The organism is Muriicola sp. E247, from assembly GCF_041358175.1.
Taxonomy (GTDB): domain Bacteria; phylum Bacteroidota; class Bacteroidia; order Flavobacteriales; family Flavobacteriaceae; genus Muriicola.
Map to the genome: position 1 here is coordinate 341,078 of NZ_JBGKBE010000001.1, position 21,417 is coordinate 362,494.

A 21,417-nucleotide genomic window follows, 5' to 3' on the forward strand; every position below is an offset into this window, starting at 1 on the left:
TCTGTTAAAAAGGCTACTCCGACTACTCTAACAGGAGAAATTAAGGTATTTTTAAGGCTTATAAATCAATGAGTCTTATGAAGAAATTTGCCTTAGTCCTGGTCGCTCTTACTACCTTTGTGGCCTGTAAAAACGAATCAACCTCAGAACGTATACTTGTGAAGTACCCGATTACCCAAAAAGTGGACACAGTAGATACTTATTTCGATACTGAAGTCCCAGATCCATATCGCTGGCTTGAAGATGACCGAAGTGCGGAAACCGAGGCATGGGTGAAATCTCAAAATGAGGTTACCTTCAATTACCTGGAAAGCATCCCTTTCAGAGAAGACCTGAAAAACAGGATGGAAAAACTGTGGAATTACGAGAAGTTGAGTGCTCCATTTAAGGAAGGCAATTATACTTATTACTATAAAAATGATGGCCTTCAGAATCAAAGTGTTGTTTATCGTAAGAAAGAAGATGGGAAAGAAGAAGTCTTCCTCGATCCTAACACCTTCTCCGAAGATGGCACAACCTCACTGGCCGGACTAAGTTTCAGCAAGGATGGATCACTGGCAGCCTATCTGATATCCGAAGGCGGAAGCGATTGGAGGAAAGCAATTGTGATGGAAGCAGAGTCAATGAAAATTATCGAGGATACACTTACTGATATCAAATTCAGTGGTCTTGCCTGGAAGGGTAATGAAGGATTCTACTATTCAAGCTATGACAAACCTGAAGGGAGCGAATTGTCTGCCAAGACTGATCAGCACAAGCTTTACTATCATACTCTTGGTACTGAACAGGCCAAGGACAAATTGATCTACGGTGGAATACTTCCTGAAAAACACAGATATGTATCGGCAACAACAACGGAAGATGAACGCTATCTCATTGTGTATCCAAGGACAACCACCTCTGGGAATAAGTTACTTATCAGAGATCTTACAGATCCCAACTCCCTCTTTACAACTGTTTTAGACGATACCGATTCGGATAGTTACATTATAGGCAATGAGGGAACAACTCTTTTCATCCAGACAAACAGGGATGCTCCCAATCTCAAGGTAGTGAAGGTAGATGCCTCAAACCCCGCGCCTGAAAATTGGGAAGACCTTATTCCTGAAACTGAAAATGTGCTCGGTGCGAATACAGGGAGTGGATATATTTTCGCTGAATATATGGTAGATGCCATTTCCAGAATCCTACAATACAACTACCAGGGCGAATTGATCAGGGAGGTGAATTTACCCGGAATAGGAAGTGCCGGAGGATTCGGCGGAAAAAAAGAGGAGGAAACGCTCTATTTTTCTTTTACCAATTACAACACTCCGCGTTCTATTTATAAATTTGATCCTGATACAGGTGAATACACCACTTACTGGAAGCCTGAAATCGACTTCAATCCGGCAGACTACGAATCGAAACAGGATTTCTATACCTCCAAAGACGGGACTAAGGTCCCTATAATCATTACTTATAAAAAAGGCACGGAATTAAATGGAAAGAACCCGACTATCCTATATGGTTATGGAGGGTTTAATGTTAGTCTTACCCCATCTTTCAGTGTATTGAATGCCATCTGGATGGAACAGGGCGGGGTTTATGCTGTACCTAATTTAAGAGGTGGTGGAGAGTATGGGAAGAAATGGCACAATGCAGGAACGAAACTGCAAAAACAAAATGTTTTTGATGACTTTATCGCTGCTGCAGAATTTCTGATCGACAACAAATACACCTCCAAAGAATATCTGGCAATACGAGGTGGTTCTAATGGCGGTTTGCTTGTGGGTGCTACTATGACTCAGCGCCCGGATCTGATGCAGGTTGCGCTCCCCGCAGTCGGTGTTCTCGATATGTTGCGCTACCATACCTTTACGGCAGGAGCCGGATGGGCCTATGATTATGGAACTTCAGAAGATAATCCTGAAATGTTTGAATATCTCAAAGGGTATTCCCCCCTTCACAATGTAAAAGAAGGAGTTGAATATCCGGCAACGCTTGTCACGACGGGCGACCATGATGACAGGGTTGTTCCTGCACATAGTTTTAAATTTGCTGCCACATTGCAGGAAAATCAGACGGGGAACAATCCCACCCTCATTCGTATTGAGACCAATGCCGGCCATGGGGCAGGGACCCCTATCAGCAAGACGATCGAACAATATGCAGATATCTTTGCCTTTACATTTTATAATATGGGCTTTGATACCTTGCCCAACCAAAAGGTGCTGAAAGAATTTAAGGACTAATCTTCCCGTGGGTCCGCTTAAATCCGTTTCTTTGGAGGCGGATTTTTTAATTGGGTTCCGGAATTCACACTTATGCTGCAAGTAAAAAATCTCTCATTCGCCTATAACAAAACCAATGTGCTCGAAGGCCTTTCCTTTGATATAGCGCAAGGGGAACACGTGGCGGTCATGGGAGAAAGCGGTTGTGGAAAAAGCACCCTATTAAAATTAATCTACGGCTTGCTTACTCCGGGTCAAGGAGAAATTCTATGGAGGGATGAGCAGGTGAAAGGGCCCTTGTACAAGTTGGTTCCAGGGGAGTCTTATATGAAATACCTCTCTCAGGAGTTCGATCTGATGCCATTTACCTCCGTGGCAGAAAATATCAGTCAATTTCTCTCTGTATTTTACCCGGAACAATTAAAGCAAAGAACGGAAGAACTTCTTGAGATGATAGAAATGACATCCGAAGCCAAGGTAAAGGTAAAAAATCTCAGTGGCGGACAACAGCAAAGAGTTGCTTTGGCAAGGGTTCTGGCTCAAAAGCCCGATCTTCTATTGCTCGATGAGCCGTTCAGCCATATAGATAATTTCAGGAAAAGTAGTCTTAGACGCAATCTCTTCCAGTATCTCAAAGAAGAAAACATCAGCTGCCTTACCGCAACTCATGACCATCTCGATGTATTACCTTTTGCAGATCGTACTTTGGTACTAAAGGATAAGGAATTAGTGGTAGACGGAAAGACGACCATGGTATATGAATCTCCCAGGAATTTCTATGTGGCCAGCCTTTTCGGCGAAGCCAACGTTTTACCCATCACTGTGTTGAAATCTTACGCCGACACCAAGAGAAATATTATAGTCTATGCCCACGAATTTAAAGTTGCAAAGTCGTCCGGCCTCGCAACCCGGGTTAAAAAGATTTACCCCATGAGAGGGTATTATTTAGTAGAAGGAGAATCGGAAGATGGAAAAGTGTTTTTTCACTCCGAAAAAATACTGAAGATAGGTACTAAGGTCTTTCTCAATGTATCTATTGAAACAATCAATAAACGACTACGGGAAATAAATTAAGTAAAGAGGAGAGAGATAATAAAAACCGCGATTGCCCCCGTAATTCCAAGTACTGAAGTCCCTAGTCCGAATAATCGGTATCCCGTTTTTACATTCATGCCACTCATCTGCGTGACCACCCAGAAAAAACTGTCATTTGCATGTGAAACCATGGCGGATCCCGAACCAATGGCTACAACCACCAGGGCTTTTTGAATTTCTGAATCGTATCCCAAGGAGGGCATCATGGGGGCGATAATTGAAGCTGTAGTAACCAGGGCTACGGTAGATGATCCCTGTGCAGTTTTCAGCGCCGCGGCGAGAATAAAGGGAAGGAATATCCCGATATTAAGATCCTGTAGTGCATTTCCAAGGAGATCGGCTATGCCCGACATCTGCAAGACTGTGCCAAATATCCCGCCGGCACCTGTGATCAGGAGGATTGATGCTGCATCTTTGATCGCCTTTCCCACCCAGCCAGCAGAGGAGAGCATATCCTTATTAAGTCTCTTAGGCAACAGAAGACATAAAAACACACCTATCAACAAGGCGATAACCGGCTCCCCTACAAAATTGATTATCTCAGAAATACGAGACAATTCACCTTTGGACTGTACTCCCAAAACCGACTTAAGAACTATGAGAAAAATTGGGATCAGGATAGGGAGGGAAGATCTCATGATCCCCGGTGCTTCTGTATTATCAGCTTTCATCTCAGTTGCTGGAGTATCACCCTTCTCAGGGTCTATATATGTACGAGAGGCGTATTTTGAGGCAAATAAAATACCTGCTGCCAGGGCTATGAGGCTAACAGGAATACCAAAGGCAATGACCAGTCCCAGATTAGCCTCTAATATCCCAGCTGCGGCTATAGGTCCCGGGGTGGGAGGAACCATGGTATGTGATGCCATCAGGCCGAGCCCAAGAGCGATCGCGGCCCCTGCCAGGGATATTCCCGCCTTTTTACTTAGACCCTTGTTAAGAGGATGCAAAAGCATAAAACCACTATCTGCAAAAACAGGAATAGAAACAATATATCCTATTGCACCCATGGCTAAGGGGATCCGCTTTTTGCCAATCAGTGAAAGAACCTTCATGGCAATCGTCTGGGCTCCCCCGGTATTTTCAAGAAAGGCTCCAATGATAACTCCTAAAACAATGATCAATCCGATTTTTCCCAGGGTACCTCCGAAACCTTCATTAATGGCAAGTGTGATCTCCAATAAAGGCATCCCGGCGAAAAGTCCATAAGCAATAGAAATGATCAGAAGCGCGAGAAAGGGGTGTACTTTGAGTCGGGTAGTTAAAAGAACAATAAAAAGTACCGCTACGATCAGATATAGTATTTCCATTCTCACCTCCGGATTTTGAAAGAGCCGGTTAAACTAAAATACACATTTCCTCAGATACTAATCTGAAGAAACCCCGGCAGAACTAAGATGGCTATGCAAGTCTGGCCAGATCCCGCCCTACACTATTCCCGATAGCGATTCCCATCCCCCCGAGCCGGACCCCACAAGCTATGCGTTCCGATAATCTTTTTAAAATGGGCCTTTTCCGCAAACCAACCCCCATGATTCCGCTCCATCGCCGTTCGATTTCGAAGGAAGTGCCGGGGAGGATCACTTCGTGCAAAAGGTGTTCAAGTTCCGTCTGTATCTGTTCTGTTATCCCTAATTCCTGTGTTTCTTCCCCTTTAAAATTAAGATTACGCCCACCGCCGAAAAGGAGTCTGTCTTCTACGTTCCTGAAATAATAAAACCCTTTATCGAGATGAAAAGTCCCCCGTATTTGAAGCCCGGGTATGGGTTTAGTAATCAGGACCTGCGCCCTGGCAGGAGCCAGGTCAACATCTACCCAATTTCCAGCAAATCCGTTGGTTGCAATCAATAATTTCTCTGTTCTGAACTCAAGGTTTTTTGTGAATAAACTGATCCCATTATCGTCTTCTTCATAACTTAATACCTCCATGGCATTAAAAATTTTAATCCCTGAGGCTTGTACTTTCGCCAGCAAGGCGGCCATCATACTTCCTGTATCGATCTGTCCTTCTAAAGGGTTGCTGATAAAATTTGATTTCACTTTCTGAAAACCAAAAGTATTTGGGTATAATTCAAAAGCTTGCTTATTAAAAACGGGGAACAGGAGTTTGTTTACCCTATCGAGTTCTTCACGGCATTGTTCAAAAAGTTCGTCATCCTTGTCCAAAAAAAGTTCATGCCCGCCAAGTTGTTGATATTTGAGGACTTTATCCCCGAGGGTAGATCGCAACAATTCTATTCCTTCGTAGCGCTTTTGAACCAGAGCGAGAACTTCTTCGGGACTGTGATGGTTGAGGTCGTCCAGTATCTCCGAAATACTCCCAAAACATGCAAATCCTGCATTTTTGGTGCTAGCCCCCTGAGGCAGGACTCCTCTTTCCAAAATAATAATGTTTGCTGAAGGATACTTATCGCGCAATTCCAGAGCACAGGACAGGCCAACAATACCACTTCCGACAACGGTATAATCGATATCTTTAAACCAGGTATTGTATTCCCAATGGCTAAGGTTCATAGTAACAAAAACTCCGGCAATAGCCGGAGTATGATTTAGTTGTTTTCTGCTTCTGGTTTCATTTTAAAATCTTCCATGAATTTGGTGGTATAATTACCCGCCAGATAATCAGGATGATCCATCAATTGTCTGTGGAATGGGATCGTGGTTTTAATTCCTTCTATCACAAATTCATCCAGGGCCCTTTTCATTTTATTAATCGCCTCTTCCCTTGTCTGTGCAGTGGTGATTAGCTTGGCAATCATTGAATCATAATTGGGCGGAATAGTATAGCCACTGTAAACATGTGTGTCGAGGCGTATTCCATGTCCACCCGGAGTGTGTAAAGTTGTAATTTTTCCAGGTGAAGGTCTGAATGCATTATAGGGATCTTCTGCATTGATCCTGCATTCAATTGCGTGTAATTTCGGATAATAATTCTTCCCTGAAATCGGTACACCACCGGCAACGAGAATCTGTTCCCTGATCAGGTCGTAATCTACCACCTGTTCCGTAATAGGGTGTTCTACCTGAATTCGGGTATTCATTTCCATAAAATAGAATTTACGGTGTTTGTCTACCAAAAATTCTATGGTTCCTGCCCCTTCGTATTTAATATACTCTGCAGCCTTGATAGCAGCTTTCCCCATGTCTTCCCTGAGCTTATCGGTCATAAAGGGAGATGGGGTTTCTTCTGTTAGTTTCTGATGGCGTCGCTGAATTGAACAATCTCTTTCCGAGAGGTGGCAGGCCTTACCAAACTGATCTCCCACAACCTGTATCTCAATATGGCGGGGTTCCTCGATAAGTTTTTCCATGTACATTCCACCATTTCCAAATGCTGCGGTTGCTTCTTTTACAGCACTATTAAAAGCAGCCTCCATTTCTTCTTCCTTCCAAACAGCGCGCATTCCTTTTCCCCCACCACCGGCAGTGGCTTTTATCATTACCGGGTAACCTACTTTTTTAGCTGTCTTTATTGCATCTGCAACATCTTTTAATATTCCTTCTGACCCCGGCACACAAGGTACTCCAGCTTTTTTCATGGTTTCCTTGGCCGTGGCCTTGTCTCCCATTCTATCGATCTGTTCGCCTGTAGCTCCTATAAATTTAATGTCGTGTTCAGCACAGATTCTTGAGAACTTAGAATTTTCTGACAAAAAGCCATATCCCGGATGAATTCCATCTGCATTAGTGATTTCAGCCGCGGCTATAATGTTTGGAATCTTCAGGTAAGATTCACTACTGGGTGCGGGCCCAATACAGACCGCCTCGTCGGCGAAGCGAACATGAAGACTTTCTTCGTCGGCCTTAGAATAAACAGCTACGGTTTTGATTCCCATTTCCTTACAGGTACGAATAATTCTAAGGGCAATTTCACCTCTGTTCGCAATAAGTATTTTCTTAAACATAATTACCTCGTTTTGAATGACCAGGACAGTCTTATCTTTCCTTCAGGCATGATAGGGCCCCGGATCTGTTATTATGTACTAGGATGGGTCTACCAGGAAAAGTGGCTGATCAAACTCCACAGGTGAGGAATCATCCACAAGAACTTTTACAATTTTTCCTGATACTTCAGATTCAATGTCATTGAACAATTTCATTGCCTCAATAACACACAGTACGTCGCCTACTGCAATAGAATCTCCAACTTCCACAAAAGAAGGTTTATCCGGGGAAGGCTTCCTGTAGAAAGTCCCGATGATCGGAGATTTAATAGTTACGTATTTCGAGTCTTCCTCATTTTTTGCCGCCGGTGTCTCGGCTGCCGGGGCTGGTGCGGCGGGTGCTGGAGGAGCTGGCGCCTGTGCCATTGCCGGTGGAAGTTGTTGAATATAGGTGGTTTCCCCACCGGGATCTGCACTCCCTGTTCTTATGGTGATCTTGATCTCATCTGTTTCCAGTTTTACTTCACTGGCACCAGACTTAGCCACAAACTTAATTAAGCTTTGAATCTCTTTAATATCCATGGAATTCTTATTTGATTAGTTCTTGCTTAGTTATACGCCCAATTTAAATAAATGGAGCCCCAGGTAAATCCACCACCAAAAGCAGCAAACACCAGGTTATCTCCTTTTTTCAACTGCTTTTCATAATCGCTCAATAAGAGCGGTAAGGTAGCAGATGTAGTATTGCCATATCGCTGAATGTTCATCATCACCTTTTCAGGATCAAGGCCCATCCGATTTGATGTAGCATCTATAATTCGCTTATTCGCCTGATGAGGAACAAGCCATTGCACATCATCGTGCGAAAGCCCATTCCTGTCCATAATAAGGGCAGCTACTTCAGCCATATTGGAAACAGCAAATTTAAATACCGATTTCCCATCCTGGAAAACGTAATGTTGCTTGTTCTTTACCGTTTCTTCAGAGGCTGGTAACAGGGATCCTCCCGCCTCAATTTTAAGAAATTCTCTCCCACTGCCATCCGATCTGAGGTACTCATCCTGTAATCCCAGGCCTTCGGTATTGGGTTCAAATAAAACAGCACCCGCCCCATCACCAAAGATAATACAGGTAGTTCTATCGGTATAATCAAGGATAGAAGACATTTTGTCTGCTCCTATTAAAAGTACTTTTTTGTACTTCCCTGATTCTATATAGCGAGCTGCCGTAGACATTCCAAAAAGGAAATTAGAACAGGCTGCCTGTATATCGTATGCAAAGGCATTTACTGCCCCTATTTTAGTGGCCACAAATACTGCTGTGGATGCAACAGGAAGATCGGGAGTGGCTGTCCCTAACAGAACAAGGTCGATCTCAGCCGGATCGATATTGGATTTCTCTATCAGGTCCTCCGCGGCTTTTATAGCCAAATAAGAAGTCCCTTTGTCCTTATCCTTAAGTATCCTGCGTTCTTTTATTCCTGTACGGGTGGTAATCCATTCATCAGTGGTTTCCACCATGGTTTCCAGGATCTTATTGGTTAACCTGTAGTCTGGCACAAAGGCCCCCACAGCTGTAATCGCTGCTGTAATTTTGGTCATGCGAACAAGAGTTTTTTATACGGAAACCTTCAAAAATGCTCCAAAAGTGTTGAAAAATAGTGATTTTTTATGACTTTAAGACCAAAGTGCTACTTTTTCAGCCTATGGAAAAAGTCCATAAAAAAACTCCCATTGTGGCTAATGGGAGTCTTAGATATCATATAAAATCTTAGGCCGATTCTTCCGCTTTGTCAATTAGCACCTGTCCACGATAGTATAATTTACCCTCGTGCCAGTGAGCCCTGTGGTACAAATGTACTTCGCCGGTTGTTGGATCTTTTGCAAGCGTTGGCGCTACAGCCTTATAATGTGTTCTTCTTTTGTCTCTTCTGGTTCTGGAAATCTTCCTTTTAGGATGTGCCATCGTGACTTTTATTTATCCGTTAGTAAATTTTTTAAAGCATCCCATCGGGGATCTGTATTGTTGTCGTTGTTATTTGATTCTTTTGGCTGCAATTCTTCGAGCTTCTTTAAAGCTTCCGACTTAAGCGTTCCGTCTTCCACCCCCGGGTGAATTCGTTTTTGTGGAACAGCAAGTACAAGCATCTCGTAAATATACTGCGCAATGTTAAACTGATGTTCCCCATGAGGGATCACCAGGATCTCATCATCCTCATCATTGTAATCTTCTCCGAACTTTACAACAAGCGGTAAAGATCCCGAAACTTCCAGATCAAAGGGTTCATTGGTTAGGTCGCAGGCAACATTGACCGTGCCTTGAGCTTCCATCTCCAGTTCCATTACGGTACTCGTTTTGTTAAAATGAACCTTTATCGAAATATCGGCTTCATTAAACTCATTGTACTCAAAAGATTCAAAGAACGAATTATTTATTTGATACTCAAACGAGTGTGCCCCTACTTTTAATCCTGAAAAAGGAATTGTAAATTCCTTATGCGTCGTCATTGTCTACAATCGTTTAAGGCGTGCAAAGATAAATTTTTTTTGCCAATTGCAAATCAATTTATCAATTATTTAGGCCTCTTTCCGTGAAGAAGATGCGAAATACCAGGCAATCTCTAAGAAGCTCTTGCTTTTTGCTTCTTTAATGGATTTTTTGAAACCTCCTCGTAGTCTCTTCGGTTCCTGAAAATCTTTATCCCCATGAATACCGCTTCCTTGAAGGAACCTGCATCTGCCTGGCCCTTGCCTGCAATTTCATAGGCAGTACCGTGATCCGGGGAAGTCCTTACCCGGTTCAATCCAGCAGTAAAGTTCACCCCCCGACCAAAGGACAGGGTCTTAAATGGAATTAGTCCCTGGTCGTGGTAGGCCGCCAGGATGGCATCAAATTGCTTATAAACATCAGAACCAAAAAAACTATCGGCAGCATAAGGACCGAAAATCAATTTTCCGTTATCGACCATCTCTCTGATGACGGGTCTTAATACCTCATCATCTTCTTTCCCAATTACTCCATCGTCTCCGCTGTGTGGATTGATTCCCAGCATGGCAATCTTAGGTTTCCTTATCGAAAAATCCATTTTCAGGCTTTTCTCTATGATATCGATCTTATTTCTGATCAGCTTGGAAGTAATATTCTGCGCCACATCCTTTACCGCTACATGGTCAGTCAGAAGACCTACTTTCAGGGACTCTGTAACCATGAACATCAAACTTTCCCCTCCGAGTTCACCGGCCAGATAGTCGGTATGACCGGGGAAGTTGAAATCCTCGGCCTGAATATTTTTTTTGTTTATCGGAGCCGTTACCAAAATGTCAATTTCATTATTCTGAAGTGCTTTTACAGCAGCTTTTAAGGAGCGGATCGCATATTTTCCTGCCTCTTCTGTGGCCTTTCCGTATTCAATGGAAGGGGTTTCCTTCCAGACATTTACAACATTGATCTTCCCTGCGATAGCCTGAGACGCCCGCTCCACACCATGAAAAGTTATATTTATTCCCAGATCGTTTTTCTGCTGACTAATTGTTTTATTGGAAGCAAAAATAACCGGAGTGCACAACTCCAGCATTCTGCTGTCCTCAAATGTCTTCAGAATCACTTCACAGCCAATGCCATTGAGGTCTCCCACTGAGATTCCAACCGTAATATTTACACTTTCCTTCTTCATATATCTGGTCTTTGCCTTACCTTTGACTCTTGAAATTACCGCTGCCGGCATTTCGTTTTATTTAGTTCAAAAATAAGGTATAAAGACCTTCCCGGTAGCGAAAAAACCTCTTTTTTAAATCCCCTGAAATGTTTACAGGAATAATAGAAACCCTTGGTAAGGTCACACAGCTAAAACAGGAAGGAAGTAATCTGCACATTACAATCTCCTCCCAACTTGCATCGGAACTCAAGATTGATCAGAGCGTATCTCATAATGGTGTTTGCCTTACCGTAGTAGGAATTGAAGAAGATGAATATCAGGTGACAGCGATCGAGGAAACACTGCTAAAATCAAATCTGGCTGATCTCAAAACCGGCGACCTTGTCAACCTTGAACGCGCAATGATTCTGGGCACCCGACTCGATGGCCACATCGTACAGGGCCATGTAGATACTACCGGGACATGTACGAACATTGAACAAAAAGATGGGAGTTGGTACTTTACATTCAGCTACCCGGCCAAGGCGGATCAAGTTACCATCGAAAAGGGTTCTATCACTGTAGACGGAGTTAGTCTTACCGTGGTTGATTCGGAAAAAAACAGCTTTAGCGTAGCCATTATTCCTTATACCTATGAAAATACCCGTTTTAAAGAATACAAAACCGGCAGCAGGGTGAATCTGGAATTTGATGTCATCGGGAAATACGTTGCCCGACTCCTGAAAAATCAATAAGTTAAATCAGACGCTGTTTAATTTTCAAAAAAACTAATGGAAGAACCTATCCAGGTGTCATTAGTAAGATGTGAAACATTGATCATAGGACCTTTCCCCATTCTTGTGAGATTGATGACCGGCTTTAATTTTCCCTCCGCCTCATTCCAGATATAGAGGATGCGCAATTCTACCTTTGCACTTTTATCGGTTTTTGTTTTAATCAGCGGAGCATAGGTAACCTTTTTCTGTAGCATATAGTTTTTCCTGTCTTCAATAGAATTGAGTAACTCCCATGTTGGCTCGAGGTTCACACCTTTTCCCGCAAAAGAGAAAAGGGGTTTGAGAACAAATTGCGCCAGGTCAATGTCCTTCGGAATCTCATCGAGGTAATATGAATCAGGAACGCTTTCGTGGGATAGCATAGGCATAATACATTTTGAGATCATAAAAAACCAGTCGGGGTTAGTAATCCAGGTTACATCGAGATCGTCAAACATGTTGAAGTTGGTCTTCAGGTCTTTAAACTGATACAGATCATCAAATATCACACGATTGTATATGCGGTGTATCCTGATTTTACGACCCTCCTTTTCGTAATACAGCTTATTTCCTTCTTTGATCACCCTGGTCATGCATACAACTTCAATTCCCAGAGCCTGTTGGGTTGCAGAGAAATCGATCCGGGTTTTCTGTTTTTCGGGATATATCTCCATCAAAATCACATTTTCCGGATTCTCCTCTCCCAGAATCACTTCTCTGAGGGTATTGAAATACGTCTCTTCTGTATGACCTCCCAAAAAGTAATGAAAGCCATTCTCAGGAAGGCTAGGATAGCACTTTAGATACGCCTTAGCCAAAAAAGGCTGATAACAAAACAAGGAAGGGAATGCCTGTAATTCTATGAGTTGTGGACTAAGATTTCCATGTTCATCTTCGCAAATTCCAAAATCAATCCCAAGGAAATGCGGATTGCCCACCGGGGTAGGAGAATGCAAATGTTTAGGCATAAAGCGTTGTCTGACAGCTTCGAATTCCAGGCCATCCAATTGTTCCAGGATGGCATTGCAGGCGGCCTGCACTTTTTCTCTCATTTCCCTGTCTATAAAGACCGGAGTTTCTGAAATACGGAAAGGACATGGCTCCCCAAAAGTCTCTAAAACCTCCTTTTGAAGCCTTTCGTAATGGGCCTCATTAAACCCGGCGTTAAAAGCTTCTCTAATTTTAGGTATCATACAGACACAGGAGTTTGATGGTCAATGGCATCTGCTGCCTGCTGAAGAAATTTAGGAATGATAGTCCTGTTTGTCCTCAGGATTTTATCATCGTCATCGAGGTGGGTCATCATATCCAGATATTTCTTTTTCCCGTGGTGTTTGATTATATGTGCGCGCTTATCGGCCCTTTTAAAATAGCGCATCATTCCTTCCGAATCTGCCTCGGGATGGAATTGAACCCCAACGATCTCTTTTGAAAAACGTATAGCCATAATAGCCCGTTCCAAAGGAACATGAGGTCTTTTCTTTTCCTTGCACAGCACTGTGCACCCCAGACTTTTAAGTCGTTTCTTTTTAGGTTTAACAACCTGGTAATCTCTCGAATCTACGGCATAGAATGGATTTTGCAGACCATCGAGTAAATACTCCTGCTTCCCTTTCTTTGTTTTATGAACGGGCATAATGCCAAATGCCGTGGATTTTCTTTTGGTCACTTTTGCCAATTTCCAATGCCCAATTGCCACCTGAAAAGAGTGACAGATCAGGAATAAATATTTCTTGCGTTCTTCAAGCAGGTTGTGATCATAGATAGCATCGAGAAACCGGTAGAATTTCTTTTCCCATTTCTCTCCTCTTGGCTTGGGAGAATCTGGTCCTCCGGAGGCGATAAAGATGTCAAATTCTTCAATTTCGGGTAGTTCATGGTGTACGCGAACATCAAAGATCTGGTAATCCCCGTGAATATCCTCCCGATCTAAAAACTGTTCCACCAGCATTTTTATACAACGCATCCCTTCGTTGGGCTGCCCCGCATTCATATCGAGGATGGCTATCTTATATGTTGAATGCATGAATTTCTGATTTTCTTTCCTTATCGGATAAATAACGATAAGTGATTTGGTAATCTTCTTGAATTATAGGCCTTTTGCCGTTTCTCCCACAATGTATTTTACTACTTCTTTCAGGTCGTTGGTTTCGTTAAATACTTTCAGTTGCCGGTCTGCCCCTGATCCTTGTTCCAGCATCTGATAGACATAGTTTACTTCATTCCTGCACCCCAGTTCATCTACAACATCCTCTACAAAATCGAGCAGCTCGGTAATCAAAATCTTAAAAGAAACTTCTTCTTCTTTTCCAAAATCGATAAGCTTGGCCTCCATACCCCACCGGGCCGCACGCCATTTATTTTCATTGATCAATACGCGCCTGTATGATCTGAAGCTCTGGTTCTTTTGGTGCAGTTTATGCAATTTGGCAATAATACATTGCATCAATGCAGCTATACAGGTTACTTCATCCACAGTCATAACCATATCGCAAACCCTGAACTCTACTGTAGGGAAAAAGGGGTGTAGCCTGATATCCCACCAGATCTTTTTTCCGTTGTCTATACAATTGGTCTTTACCAGCACGTCGACAAACTTGTCGTATTCAGCCACACTTGAAAAATAGGGCGGAATACCTGTTCTCGGGAATTTGTCGAAAATCTTGGAGCGAAACGATTTAAAACCGGTATCCCTGCCTTCCCAGAAAGGAGAATTGGTTGAAAGTGCGTACAGGTGGGGCAAGAAATATCGCGCCACATTCATGATCTGCAGGCCTTCTTCCCTGCTTGGAATACCCACATGAACATGCAGGCCAAAAATAAGGTTGGAGCGGGCCACGTCTTTCATTTCTGCGATCAATTCATCATATCGGGGGTTGGGTGTGATTGGTTGTTCACTCCACATCGAAAAAGGGTGGGTTCCTGCTGCCGCCACTTTTAAACCCTCCTTGTCGGCAAGTTCAATTACCTGCTGCCGGAGGTATGAAACCTCCTCCCTTGCCTGTGTAATATTTTCACAGACATTGGTCCCCATTTCAATCACCGATTGGTGCATCTCCTCTTTTATGCGTTCCTTAAGGAATACTTTGCCCCCCTCAAGGATCTTAGACATATGCGACCTCAGCGTGTAAGTTTCGCTATCTAAAATCTGGAATTCTTCTTCGATGCCTAAAGTGAATTTTTTCATGATGGCGGATTAAAGGTGAACTTACTTTTTCTTGGGCGGAGTCTTCTTCCCTGGATTTTTTGATGTAGTCTTAGAAGTTGAACCTTTAGCCTTACTTTTTGTGATGGGTGTTTTCTTTACAACCGATCTTTTTACCTGTGCTGCCGATTTTAAGGGTGGCTTGGGTACTTTTTGCACTGTAGGAGCAATACATTGCTGCACATAGGTTCCCCAGGAACTATTGTTCGAATTTTCCTTGTGTGCAAGGGCCTTCTCAATAGCAAGTTTGGCTGAGTGTTCCACGATCCATTTAAAATTCCCTTCCCCAACAGAGTTAATATCTGCATCCGGGGCCGGGTTACAAAAATCAATGGCGTAGGGAATTCCATTCCTCACGGCAAATTCCACCGTATTAAAATCATACCCCAGTGCCTGATTGAGTTTAATGGTATAATCGTGTATGGTCTTCATCAGTTTCTGATGTTCTGCCCCTGTTGTTTTAGGCTCGGTAACATACCTTAAATGAAACTCATTTCTGGGTTCATAAGGCATGATATGGACATATTTTTGGCCAAGGCAATACACTCGATAGTAATCATCAAAAACAATTTCTTCCTGCAGCATCATCACAAGTTGGTCTGTCTCGGAATGCTTGGCAAAAAGATCATCCGGATCATTCACCTTGTAAACACTTTTCCATCCACCCCCTGAGTGAGGTTTCATATAAGCCGGAAATCCTATATAATTAAATATATATTCCCAATCTAAAGGAGCTTTGAGGTTGCGAAACGACTTTTCAGTAGTATCATCGGGGCGCGATTTGGATGGGAGCAGGATTGTTTTGGGAACAGGAACCCCGATTTGCATGGCCAGACAATTGTTAAAGAATTTCTCATCTGCACTCCACCAAAACGGATTGTTGATCACTGCGGTTCCCATAAGAGAAGCATTTTTCAGATATGCCCTGTAAAAGGGCACCTCCTGTGAAATACGATCGATGATGACATGATAGCCGTAATCAATCCCCTGTTGGACCTTGTCGATCAAAACCGGCTCAGCAACAACCTGCCCATCTCCCAGTTCATTTACCTTGTCAATAAAGGCCCAGGGAAAGGTGTCTTCCATTCCAAATAAAATTCCTACTCTTTTTATCATGATTCTAAATGTTTAAAATTAAAAATATCGGCCAATGTATTCCGGAAATGCCATTTTCCACAATGGCCAGTCGTGGTCTATCCATTTTTTCTCATCATACCAGTAAGGTATGCCTTTTGACTCGAGTATTCCAGCCATATGAACGTTTTTTGGCTTGCAACTATCCCAATCTGAAGTACTGAGGACCAGATTCATATGCTGAAATTTCCAGCTTTCTTCGTTCTGCATAAATTCATCAGGGCAATTGTAATAAATCCTTATATCGTCGGATAAGGGTACAAAATTGCGGATGTTAAATACCCCTGACATGGTGAACATGTGTGAAACCAAATCGGGGAATCTAAAAGCAGTATTTCCTGCGTGGTATCCCCCGAAACTCACCCCGGCAACTCCGATGCGATGTGTATTGCACTCCTTTTGTATATAAGGGATTAGCTCGTTCTTAAGGAATTGCATATACAATTCATAATTGTGAATCTTGGTTTCAGAAGACATGTTTTCAGCATAGAAACTCATCCCGTCAATAGTTTCCACATTGTACAGTTTGATCCTGCCTTCTTCAACAAAATTCATCACTGATCCATTAAGGCCAAAATCGTTGTTTTGTGTAAAACTCCCGTAGGAAGAGGGAAACATAAGAATAGGATATCCCCAATGCCCGGTAATTTCCAGATTTATATTCCGTTCCAGAGTATTTGAGTAATACTGAATATATTGAATGGATGCCATGAGATAATGTAACCTAAATTTCTTAGTATACCAATAAATTTTTGGTGCGCAAAGGTATTTTATTTTTGGATATACTCTGCTTAAATTCAGAGGATTCCTTATACTTGCTCCCTTTAAAATGACAGAATGATTTTTAATGTTGAACACATCAGTTTAAAAGGATCCTTTACTTCCCGTTTTTTAAAAAGAAAAGTGCGGTTCAGATTAGTGGCCCCACCTTCTTTCCGAAACTCAGATATCCATTTCCCTGTACTTCTTATGAACGATGGTCAGGACTATACCACTCTGGGTCTGGAGCGAATCATCACAGAAGCGTACCAAAACAAGAAACTTCTGCCTTTTCTATATGTGGGCATGGAAACCGACGAGAACAGAATGCAGGAATACGGTACCGCCGGGGTAGCAGATTATAAAGGGCGGGGTGCAAAAGCCGGTTTGTATTCCCGTTTCGTCACCGAAGAGTTTATTCCTTTTTTAAAGAAAGAATTCAGGGCCAGCTCCTGGGCAGAAGACTGGGTGTTTTGCGGTATGTCCCTGGGCGGGTTATCAGCTTTCGACATCGCGTACCAACACCCAGGCAAATTTGGGAAAGTGGGGGTGTTCAGCGGCTCATTCTGGTGGCGTAAAAAACCCTATACCCGAAAGGACCCTGAAGACCGAAGTCGCATTGTCCTCGATCTGGTAAAAGAAGGGAAATATTCCCCACATCTCTCCTTTTGGTTCCAGTGTGGAACTCAGGATGAGAAAGCAGACCGAAATAACAATGGTGTCATCGATTCTATAGACGATACCCTCGACCTCATCAAAGAACTTCAGTTAAAAGGCTATTCATTTCCAGGAAAGATCACTTATGTGGAAATTCCCGGCGGGAAACACGACCTGCCCACCTGGGCCAATGTTTTTCCCGATTTTCTTTCCTGGGCTTTTAAGAAGAATAACAATCCAGGTGCTGAGTAGAAGTTCTGTTCTTTAAACCTTTATAAAAATCTTCCTTCGGTACATAAATAGGGCCAGAAGTAAATAAAATCCCATTACCGAAAGTCCGTACAACAAGGATGAAAGCTCTCCTGAGAGGAAGGAGTGGACATAAATATTTTTATAAATCCAGCCGTGAAGTGAAAGGCCCTCCTCTACCTGAATGGAATAGAAAAGCTTGGTGACAAAGCTCGAAAGGAAATATACGGTGATGGCATTAGCGCCGGTGTACTTGAAAATACTCCCAAACTGTATTCCTTTCACGTCGGTGAGATAATAGATCAGAGCCAGGAAAATATTGGCCCAGCCAGCTGTAACCAGGACAAAGCTACTAGACCATAATGCCTTGTTGATGGGAAATGCAAGGTCCCATATATAACCGAGAAGCAGCATCAAAATCCCCAGGAGAAGCAGAAGAAGTTCTTTTTTTGCTCGTTGTGAGATTAGGATGAGGCCTGTAAAAATACCCAGCAGAGATGAAGCTATTGAAGGAAAAGTGCTTAGCAGGCCTTCAGGATCGTAATCCTCCTTGTACATATGCGTACCAAAAACCTGAAGGTCTACAAAATTTGCCCAGTTATTTGGTGCCCGTTCAAAGGTTGGGGTCTCCCCATTTAGAGGGATATATCCCAGCCATACCCAGTAACCCACAAGAATGGCGATGGTAATTCCCAGAATTACTTTCCAGTTAAAATTGAGAAAGAGTACAGCGGCAAAAAAGAACACTACGCCTATCCGCTGCAGCACACCCGGGAATCTGATTTCTGCAAAGTCCTTGATAAAGGGAAAAGAGATTGTAAATGCCCCCAGAAATAATCCCAGCCCCAGCAGTTTCAGCGTACGCACTGAAATCTTCCTGTAAGTGGCAGAATTTGGTTCTTTATTGCGATATGCAAAAACTATGGATGTCCCAACGATAAAAAGAAAAAAGGGAAAGACCAGGTCTGTTGGTGTATACCCATGCCATTCTGCATGGCGCAAAGGGGGAAATACGTACTCCCAGGTTCCGGGCGTGTTTACCAATATCATCAGAGCGATGGTCAGCCCCCTGAAAATATCTACCGATATGATTCTATCTTTCATAAATATTATAAAATAGTTCCTTTCATTTTATTCCAAACCTTCGTCAGCAGGAATCCGGCGACAATCGCAGTTACTGTTAGTATCCCTGCAGGGACAACCTTTCCGTAAATCCAGTATCCGGTAGCAAACATAATGGTATAAATCAGCACACAGCCCAACAACATAGCAGTAATACCCGCGGGGACGCTCCATTTCTCATCGGTAGTGATAATTCGCTGTTTATCATTCTCTGCCTCACGTACCACTTTTGCCCAGCCCGGGCCTCCGGGTTGTATTTTCATGTAGAAGGAACGGAGTACTTCCTTCGATTCTGGTTGAGTTAAAAACGTAGCCGCCATCCAAATTGCTGTTGTTACTACCACCACAAAGATGTATTCAGACCAGTCGGGGAAAACGCCTGACTCCGGGGCGAATAAAAAGGCGCCGAAGGGAGTAAGTTTTAAAACGAGGGAGATGATCCCGGAAGCAAACATTGCCGTGATTTCACTCCAGGCATTGATCCGCCACCAAAACCATCGGAGGATAAAGATAAGTCCGGTACCGGCCCCAAATACCAGCAATACCTCAAACAATTGTAGCGCATTCTGCAACAGCAGGGCAAGTGCCGCGCTAAAAATCATTAGTACTACTGTGGAGATCCGGCCCACGGCTACAAGTCGCTTTTCCGATGCATCGGGATTTATCTGTTGTTTGTAAAAATCATATACGATATAGGATGATCCCCAGTTGAGCTGAGTAGAGATCGTCGACATGTAGGCGGCAATAAGGGAGGCGAGTACCAGTCCCAGCAATCCGCTCGGGAGTTTTGTCAGCATGGCGGAATAAGCCAGATCGTGCCCCAATTTATCGTCGGCAATGGTGGGGAATGCTTCCTGAATACTGGCTATGTCCGGATAGACCACCAGGGAAGCCAGGGCTACCAGTATCCACGGCCATGGTCGTAAGGCATAGTGCATGATATTAAAAAAGAAGGTGGCACCAATGGCGTGATTTTCATTTTTTGCCGCCAACATCCGCTGGGCAATATAACCTCCCCCTCCGGGTTCGGCACCGGGATACCAGGAACTCCACCACTGTACCGCCAAAGGAATAATAAAAAGTGTAATAAGCGCCTGGGTATTACTAAAATCAGGGAGGATGGAGAGTTTGTCGGTGACATTTTCATTGGCCATTAAAGCAGCTATTCCCCCTACTTCGGGCATATTCACCAAGTAATAGGCCGCCCCTATGGCTCCAGACATGGCGACAAAAAACAAGAGGAAATCGGTATAAACCACCCCTTTAAAGCCACCGAGAGCACTGAAGATAACCGTGATGAGTCCGGCACTTACCACAGTCTGCCATGGCTCCAGGCCCAGCATAATTCCTCCTATTTTAATTGCTGCCAGAGTTACGGCAGACATTGTAATTACATTAAAAATCACCCCCAGATAGATGGCCCTGAATTTTCTGAGAAAGCTGGCTGCCGCTCCACCGTATCTCAATTCGTAGAATTCAAGGTCGGTATTTACATTCGACTTCCTCCAGAGTTTGGCGTATACAAAAACGGTAAGCAGACCCGTAATAAGGAATGCCCACCATACCCAGTTCCCTGAAACTCCATTTGTCCTGACAATGTCTGTAACCAGATTTGGAGTATCTGTGGAAAAAGTAGTTGCCACCATAGAGAGTCCCAGCAACCACCATGGCATGGTTCTGCCACTGAGAAAAAACTCAGAAGTATTTTTACCTGATTTTTTAGAAACTATGATCCCTATAGCAAGGACAGTGGAGAAGAAAACAATGATAAAACTATAATCCAGAGTGCTGAGTTCCATATGGGAGTGCGATGGTTGGCGGTTAAAGATATTATTTTTTGGAATACCTTTACCCTTTCCTTTTAGGGCTAACTGACCAATCAACTGTGGAAATTACCTTTACCTCCTGGATTCTTGCCTTTTTAGCCTCTTTTGTACTGGGTATCTCCAAGGCAGGTGTAAAAGGCATTGCAGTTATCATTATTACCCTCATGGCCCTGGCTTTTGGGGCACGCGCCTCAACTGGTCTGCTGGTGCCATTATTTGTTATGGGCGATATATTTGCGGTGGCCTATTACAACAAGCACGCCCAATGGAAATATATCAGGCGTTTCCTCCCCTGGATGATGAGTGGAGTAGTCCTCGGGGTGATACTGGGAAACGATCTTCCTGAAGACACTTTTAAAGTGGCTATGGTAATCGTAATATTGGGCAGTGTGGTAATGATGACCTGGTGGGATATGCGCAAGTCTAAAGTAGTTCCCACACATTGGGGTTTTGCTGGAATAATGGGAATCATGGCCGGAATTACGACCATGATCGGGAACCTGGCCGGGGCTTTTTCAAACATCTTTTTTCTTGCAATGAGGATTCCAAAAAATGAATTTATTGGAACCGCGGCCTGGCTTTTCCTAATTATCAACCTCTTTAAACTACCTTTTCATATCCTGATATGGAAAACTATCACCTTCGACACCCTGCTTATCAATGCCAAACTCCTTCCGGGGGTGGTGCTGGGGCTCTTTTTTGGGGTGCGACTTGTAAGGATCATCCGGGAAGCTCACTACCGAAAAATGATACTTCTCCTTACCGCCCTGGGTGCTTTAATTCTATTGTTTAGATAGTCATTCCGTAAATTTTAGTATTTTACCCATTGATTTGCTGGACTTTAGGTTTCAGCTTCCCTGTAT

Annotated in this window: 20 protein-coding genes; 5 read left to right on the plus strand and 15 right to left on the minus strand. The window is 43.3% G+C overall.

Features of this window, described 5'->3' with window-relative positions; genetic code table 11:
* The first annotated feature begins 77 nt into the window (after positions 1-77).
* Positions 78-2,234 (plus strand): prolyl oligopeptidase family protein, encoded by a 2,157-nt coding sequence (locus ACA086_RS01560; protein ID WP_371001554.1) that lies wholly within the window; start codon positions 78-80, stop codon positions 2,232-2,234.
* Positions 2,235-2,306: 72 nt separating this feature from the next.
* Positions 2,307-3,287, plus strand: coding sequence for a sulfate/molybdate ABC transporter ATP-binding protein (locus tag ACA086_RS01565; RefSeq protein WP_371001556.1), 981 nt, complete (start codon positions 2,307-2,309; stop codon positions 3,285-3,287).
* Here ACA086_RS01565 and ACA086_RS01570 read toward each other — a convergent pair.
* From ACA086_RS01570 to pdxA, 8 genes are all read right to left on the minus strand, one after another.
* The gene (locus ACA086_RS01570) at positions 3,284-4,618 is read right to left on the minus strand and encodes a GntP family permease (protein ID WP_371001558.1); all 1,335 of its coding nucleotides are present in this window, start codon (positions 4,616-4,618) and stop codon (positions 3,284-3,286) included. The two genes, ACA086_RS01565 and ACA086_RS01570, sit on opposite strands and share 4 nt — an antisense overlap.
* Before the next feature lie 91 nt (positions 4,619-4,709).
* Positions 4,710-5,822 carry an NAD(P)/FAD-dependent oxidoreductase gene (locus tag ACA086_RS01575; RefSeq protein ID WP_371001560.1) on the minus strand — a complete coding sequence of 371 codons (1,113 nt, stop codon included), beginning with the start codon at positions 5,820-5,822 and terminating at the stop codon, positions 4,710-4,712.
* Between the two features lie 35 nt (positions 5,823-5,857).
* Positions 5,858-7,213: an acetyl-CoA carboxylase biotin carboxylase subunit gene (accC, locus tag ACA086_RS01580; RefSeq protein WP_371001561.1), complete on the minus strand. Its 1,356-nt coding sequence runs from the start codon at positions 7,211-7,213 to the stop codon at positions 5,858-5,860.
* A gap of 78 nt (positions 7,214-7,291) precedes the next feature.
* Entirely contained in the window at positions 7,292-7,774 is a 483-nt protein-coding gene (gene accB, locus ACA086_RS01585) for an acetyl-CoA carboxylase biotin carboxyl carrier protein (RefSeq protein ID WP_371001564.1), read from the minus strand.
* Positions 7,775-7,800: 26 nt separating this feature from the next.
* The gene (locus ACA086_RS01590) at positions 7,801-8,793 is read right to left on the minus strand and encodes a beta-ketoacyl-ACP synthase III (protein WP_371001566.1); all 993 of its coding nucleotides are present in this window, start codon (positions 8,791-8,793) and stop codon (positions 7,801-7,803) included.
* Between the two features lie 169 nt (positions 8,794-8,962).
* The gene (gene rpmF / locus ACA086_RS01595; RefSeq protein ID WP_369748009.1) at positions 8,963-9,157 is read right to left on the minus strand and encodes a 50S ribosomal protein L32; all 195 of its coding nucleotides are present in this window, start codon (positions 9,155-9,157) and stop codon (positions 8,963-8,965) included.
* 8 nt (positions 9,158-9,165) lie between these two features.
* A complete protein-coding gene (locus tag ACA086_RS01600) occupies positions 9,166-9,699 on the minus strand; it encodes a DUF177 domain-containing protein (RefSeq protein ID WP_371001569.1) in 534 nt (177 codons plus the stop codon).
* A gap of 113 nt (positions 9,700-9,812) precedes the next feature.
* On the minus strand, positions 9,813-10,865 hold the full coding sequence (gene pdxA, locus ACA086_RS01605) for a 4-hydroxythreonine-4-phosphate dehydrogenase PdxA (protein ID WP_371001571.1): 1,053 nt from the start codon (positions 10,863-10,865) through the stop codon (positions 9,813-9,815).
* Between the two features lie 128 nt (positions 10,866-10,993).
* Here pdxA and ACA086_RS01610 point away from each other — a divergent pair, with 128 nt between their 5' ends.
* Positions 10,994-11,581 (plus strand): riboflavin synthase, encoded by a 588-nt coding sequence (locus tag ACA086_RS01610; RefSeq protein WP_371001573.1) that lies wholly within the window; start codon positions 10,994-10,996, stop codon positions 11,579-11,581.
* Positions 11,582-11,598: 17 nt separating this feature from the next.
* Here ACA086_RS01610 and ACA086_RS01615 read toward each other — a convergent pair whose 3' ends face one another.
* The 5 genes from ACA086_RS01615 to ACA086_RS01635 form a co-directional block, all read right to left on the minus strand.
* Positions 11,599-12,795: a hypothetical protein gene (locus ACA086_RS01615; RefSeq protein WP_371001575.1), complete on the minus strand. Its 1,197-nt coding sequence runs from the start codon at positions 12,793-12,795 to the stop codon at positions 11,599-11,601.
* Complete coding sequence (locus tag ACA086_RS01620; RefSeq protein ID WP_371001576.1) at positions 12,792-13,628, minus strand: type 1 glutamine amidotransferase; 837 nt, start codon at positions 13,626-13,628, stop codon at positions 12,792-12,794. The genes ACA086_RS01615 and ACA086_RS01620 overlap by 4 nt, the downstream gene beginning before the upstream one ends.
* A 63-nt stretch (positions 13,629-13,691) precedes the next feature.
* Entirely contained in the window at positions 13,692-14,789 is a 1,098-nt protein-coding gene (locus ACA086_RS01625) for a carboxylate-amine ligase (RefSeq protein ID WP_371001577.1), read from the minus strand.
* 21 nt (positions 14,790-14,810) lie between these two features.
* Positions 14,811-15,923 (minus strand): RimK family alpha-L-glutamate ligase, encoded by a 1,113-nt coding sequence (locus tag ACA086_RS01630; RefSeq protein WP_371001578.1) that lies wholly within the window; start codon positions 15,921-15,923, stop codon positions 14,811-14,813.
* Positions 15,924-15,941: 18 nt separating this feature from the next.
* Positions 15,942-16,652, minus strand: a complete 711-nt coding sequence (locus tag ACA086_RS01635) for an alpha/beta hydrolase-fold protein (RefSeq protein WP_369748001.1) — start codon at positions 16,650-16,652, stop codon at positions 15,942-15,944.
* A gap of 126 nt (positions 16,653-16,778) precedes the next feature.
* Between ACA086_RS01635 and ACA086_RS01640 the strand changes: the two genes are divergently transcribed.
* Complete coding sequence (locus ACA086_RS01640; RefSeq protein ID WP_371001579.1) at positions 16,779-17,609, plus strand: alpha/beta hydrolase; 831 nt, start codon at positions 16,779-16,781, stop codon at positions 17,607-17,609.
* Between the two features lie 12 nt (positions 17,610-17,621).
* On the opposite strand, the gene ACA086_RS01645 is transcribed toward ACA086_RS01640, so the two are convergent.
* Together ACA086_RS01645 and ACA086_RS01650 are read right to left on the minus strand one after the other, a co-directional pair.
* A complete protein-coding gene (locus tag ACA086_RS01645; protein ID WP_371001580.1) occupies positions 17,622-18,710 on the minus strand; it encodes an acyltransferase family protein in 1,089 nt (362 codons plus the stop codon).
* Between the two features lie 5 nt (positions 18,711-18,715).
* Positions 18,716-20,527, minus strand: a complete 1,812-nt coding sequence (locus ACA086_RS01650; protein ID WP_371001582.1) for a sodium:solute symporter family protein — start codon at positions 20,525-20,527, stop codon at positions 18,716-18,718.
* 86 nt (positions 20,528-20,613) lie between these two features.
* Between ACA086_RS01650 and ACA086_RS01655 the strand changes: the two genes are divergently transcribed.
* The gene (locus ACA086_RS01655) at positions 20,614-21,351 is read left to right on the plus strand and encodes a sulfite exporter TauE/SafE family protein (RefSeq protein WP_371001583.1); all 738 of its coding nucleotides are present in this window, start codon (positions 20,614-20,616) and stop codon (positions 21,349-21,351) included.
* The last annotated feature ends 66 nt before the right edge of the window (positions 21,352-21,417 follow it).

Excerpts from the sequence above, each read along its gene's own strand:
- ACA086_RS01615 (WP_371001575.1), bottom strand. The coding sequence starts at position 12,795 with ATGATACCTAAAATTAGAGAAGCTTTTAACGCCGGGTTTAATGAGGCC.
- ACA086_RS01635 (WP_369748001.1), bottom strand. The coding sequence starts at position 16,652 with ATGGCATCCATTCAATATATTCAGTATTACTCAAATACTCTGGAACGG.
- rpmF (WP_369748009.1), bottom strand. The coding sequence starts at position 9,157 with ATGGCACATCCTAAAAGGAAGATTTCCAGAACCAGAAGAGACAAAAGA.
- ACA086_RS01560 (WP_371001554.1), top strand. The coding sequence starts at position 78 with ATGAAGAAATTTGCCTTAGTCCTGGTCGCTCTTACTACCTTTGTGGCC.
- ACA086_RS01645 (WP_371001580.1), bottom strand. The coding sequence starts at position 18,710 with ATGAAAGATAGAATCATATCGGTAGATATTTTCAGGGGGCTGACCATC.
- ACA086_RS01570 (WP_371001558.1), bottom strand. The coding sequence starts at position 4,618 with ATGGAAATACTATATCTGATCGTAGCGGTACTTTTTATTGTTCTTTTA.
- ACA086_RS01620 (WP_371001576.1), bottom strand. The coding sequence starts at position 13,628 with ATGCATTCAACATATAAGATAGCCATCCTCGATATGAATGCGGGGCAG.
- accB (WP_371001564.1), bottom strand. The coding sequence starts at position 7,774 with ATGGATATTAAAGAGATTCAAAGCTTAATTAAGTTTGTGGCTAAGTCT.
- ACA086_RS01625 (WP_371001577.1), bottom strand. The coding sequence starts at position 14,789 with ATGAAAAAATTCACTTTAGGCATCGAAGAAGAATTCCAGATTTTAGAT.
- ACA086_RS01575 (WP_371001560.1), bottom strand. The coding sequence starts at position 5,822 with ATGAACCTTAGCCATTGGGAATACAATACCTGGTTTAAAGATATCGAT.
- ACA086_RS01640 (WP_371001579.1), top strand. The coding sequence starts at position 16,779 with ATGATTTTTAATGTTGAACACATCAGTTTAAAAGGATCCTTTACTTCC.
- ACA086_RS01565 (WP_371001556.1), top strand. The coding sequence starts at position 2,307 with ATGCTGCAAGTAAAAAATCTCTCATTCGCCTATAACAAAACCAATGTG.
- ACA086_RS01650 (WP_371001582.1), bottom strand. The coding sequence starts at position 20,527 with ATGGAACTCAGCACTCTGGATTATAGTTTTATCATTGTTTTCTTCTCC.
- ACA086_RS01610 (WP_371001573.1), top strand. The coding sequence starts at position 10,994 with ATGTTTACAGGAATAATAGAAACCCTTGGTAAGGTCACACAGCTAAAA.
- pdxA (WP_371001571.1), bottom strand. The coding sequence starts at position 10,865 with ATGAAGAAGGAAAGTGTAAATATTACGGTTGGAATCTCAGTGGGAGAC.
- accC (WP_371001561.1), bottom strand. The coding sequence starts at position 7,213 with ATGTTTAAGAAAATACTTATTGCGAACAGAGGTGAAATTGCCCTTAGA.
- ACA086_RS01630 (WP_371001578.1), bottom strand. The coding sequence starts at position 15,923 with ATGATAAAAAGAGTAGGAATTTTATTTGGAATGGAAGACACCTTTCCC.
- ACA086_RS01600 (WP_371001569.1), bottom strand. The coding sequence starts at position 9,699 with ATGACGACGCATAAGGAATTTACAATTCCTTTTTCAGGATTAAAAGTA.
- ACA086_RS01590 (WP_371001566.1), bottom strand. The coding sequence starts at position 8,793 with ATGACCAAAATTACAGCAGCGATTACAGCTGTGGGGGCCTTTGTGCCA.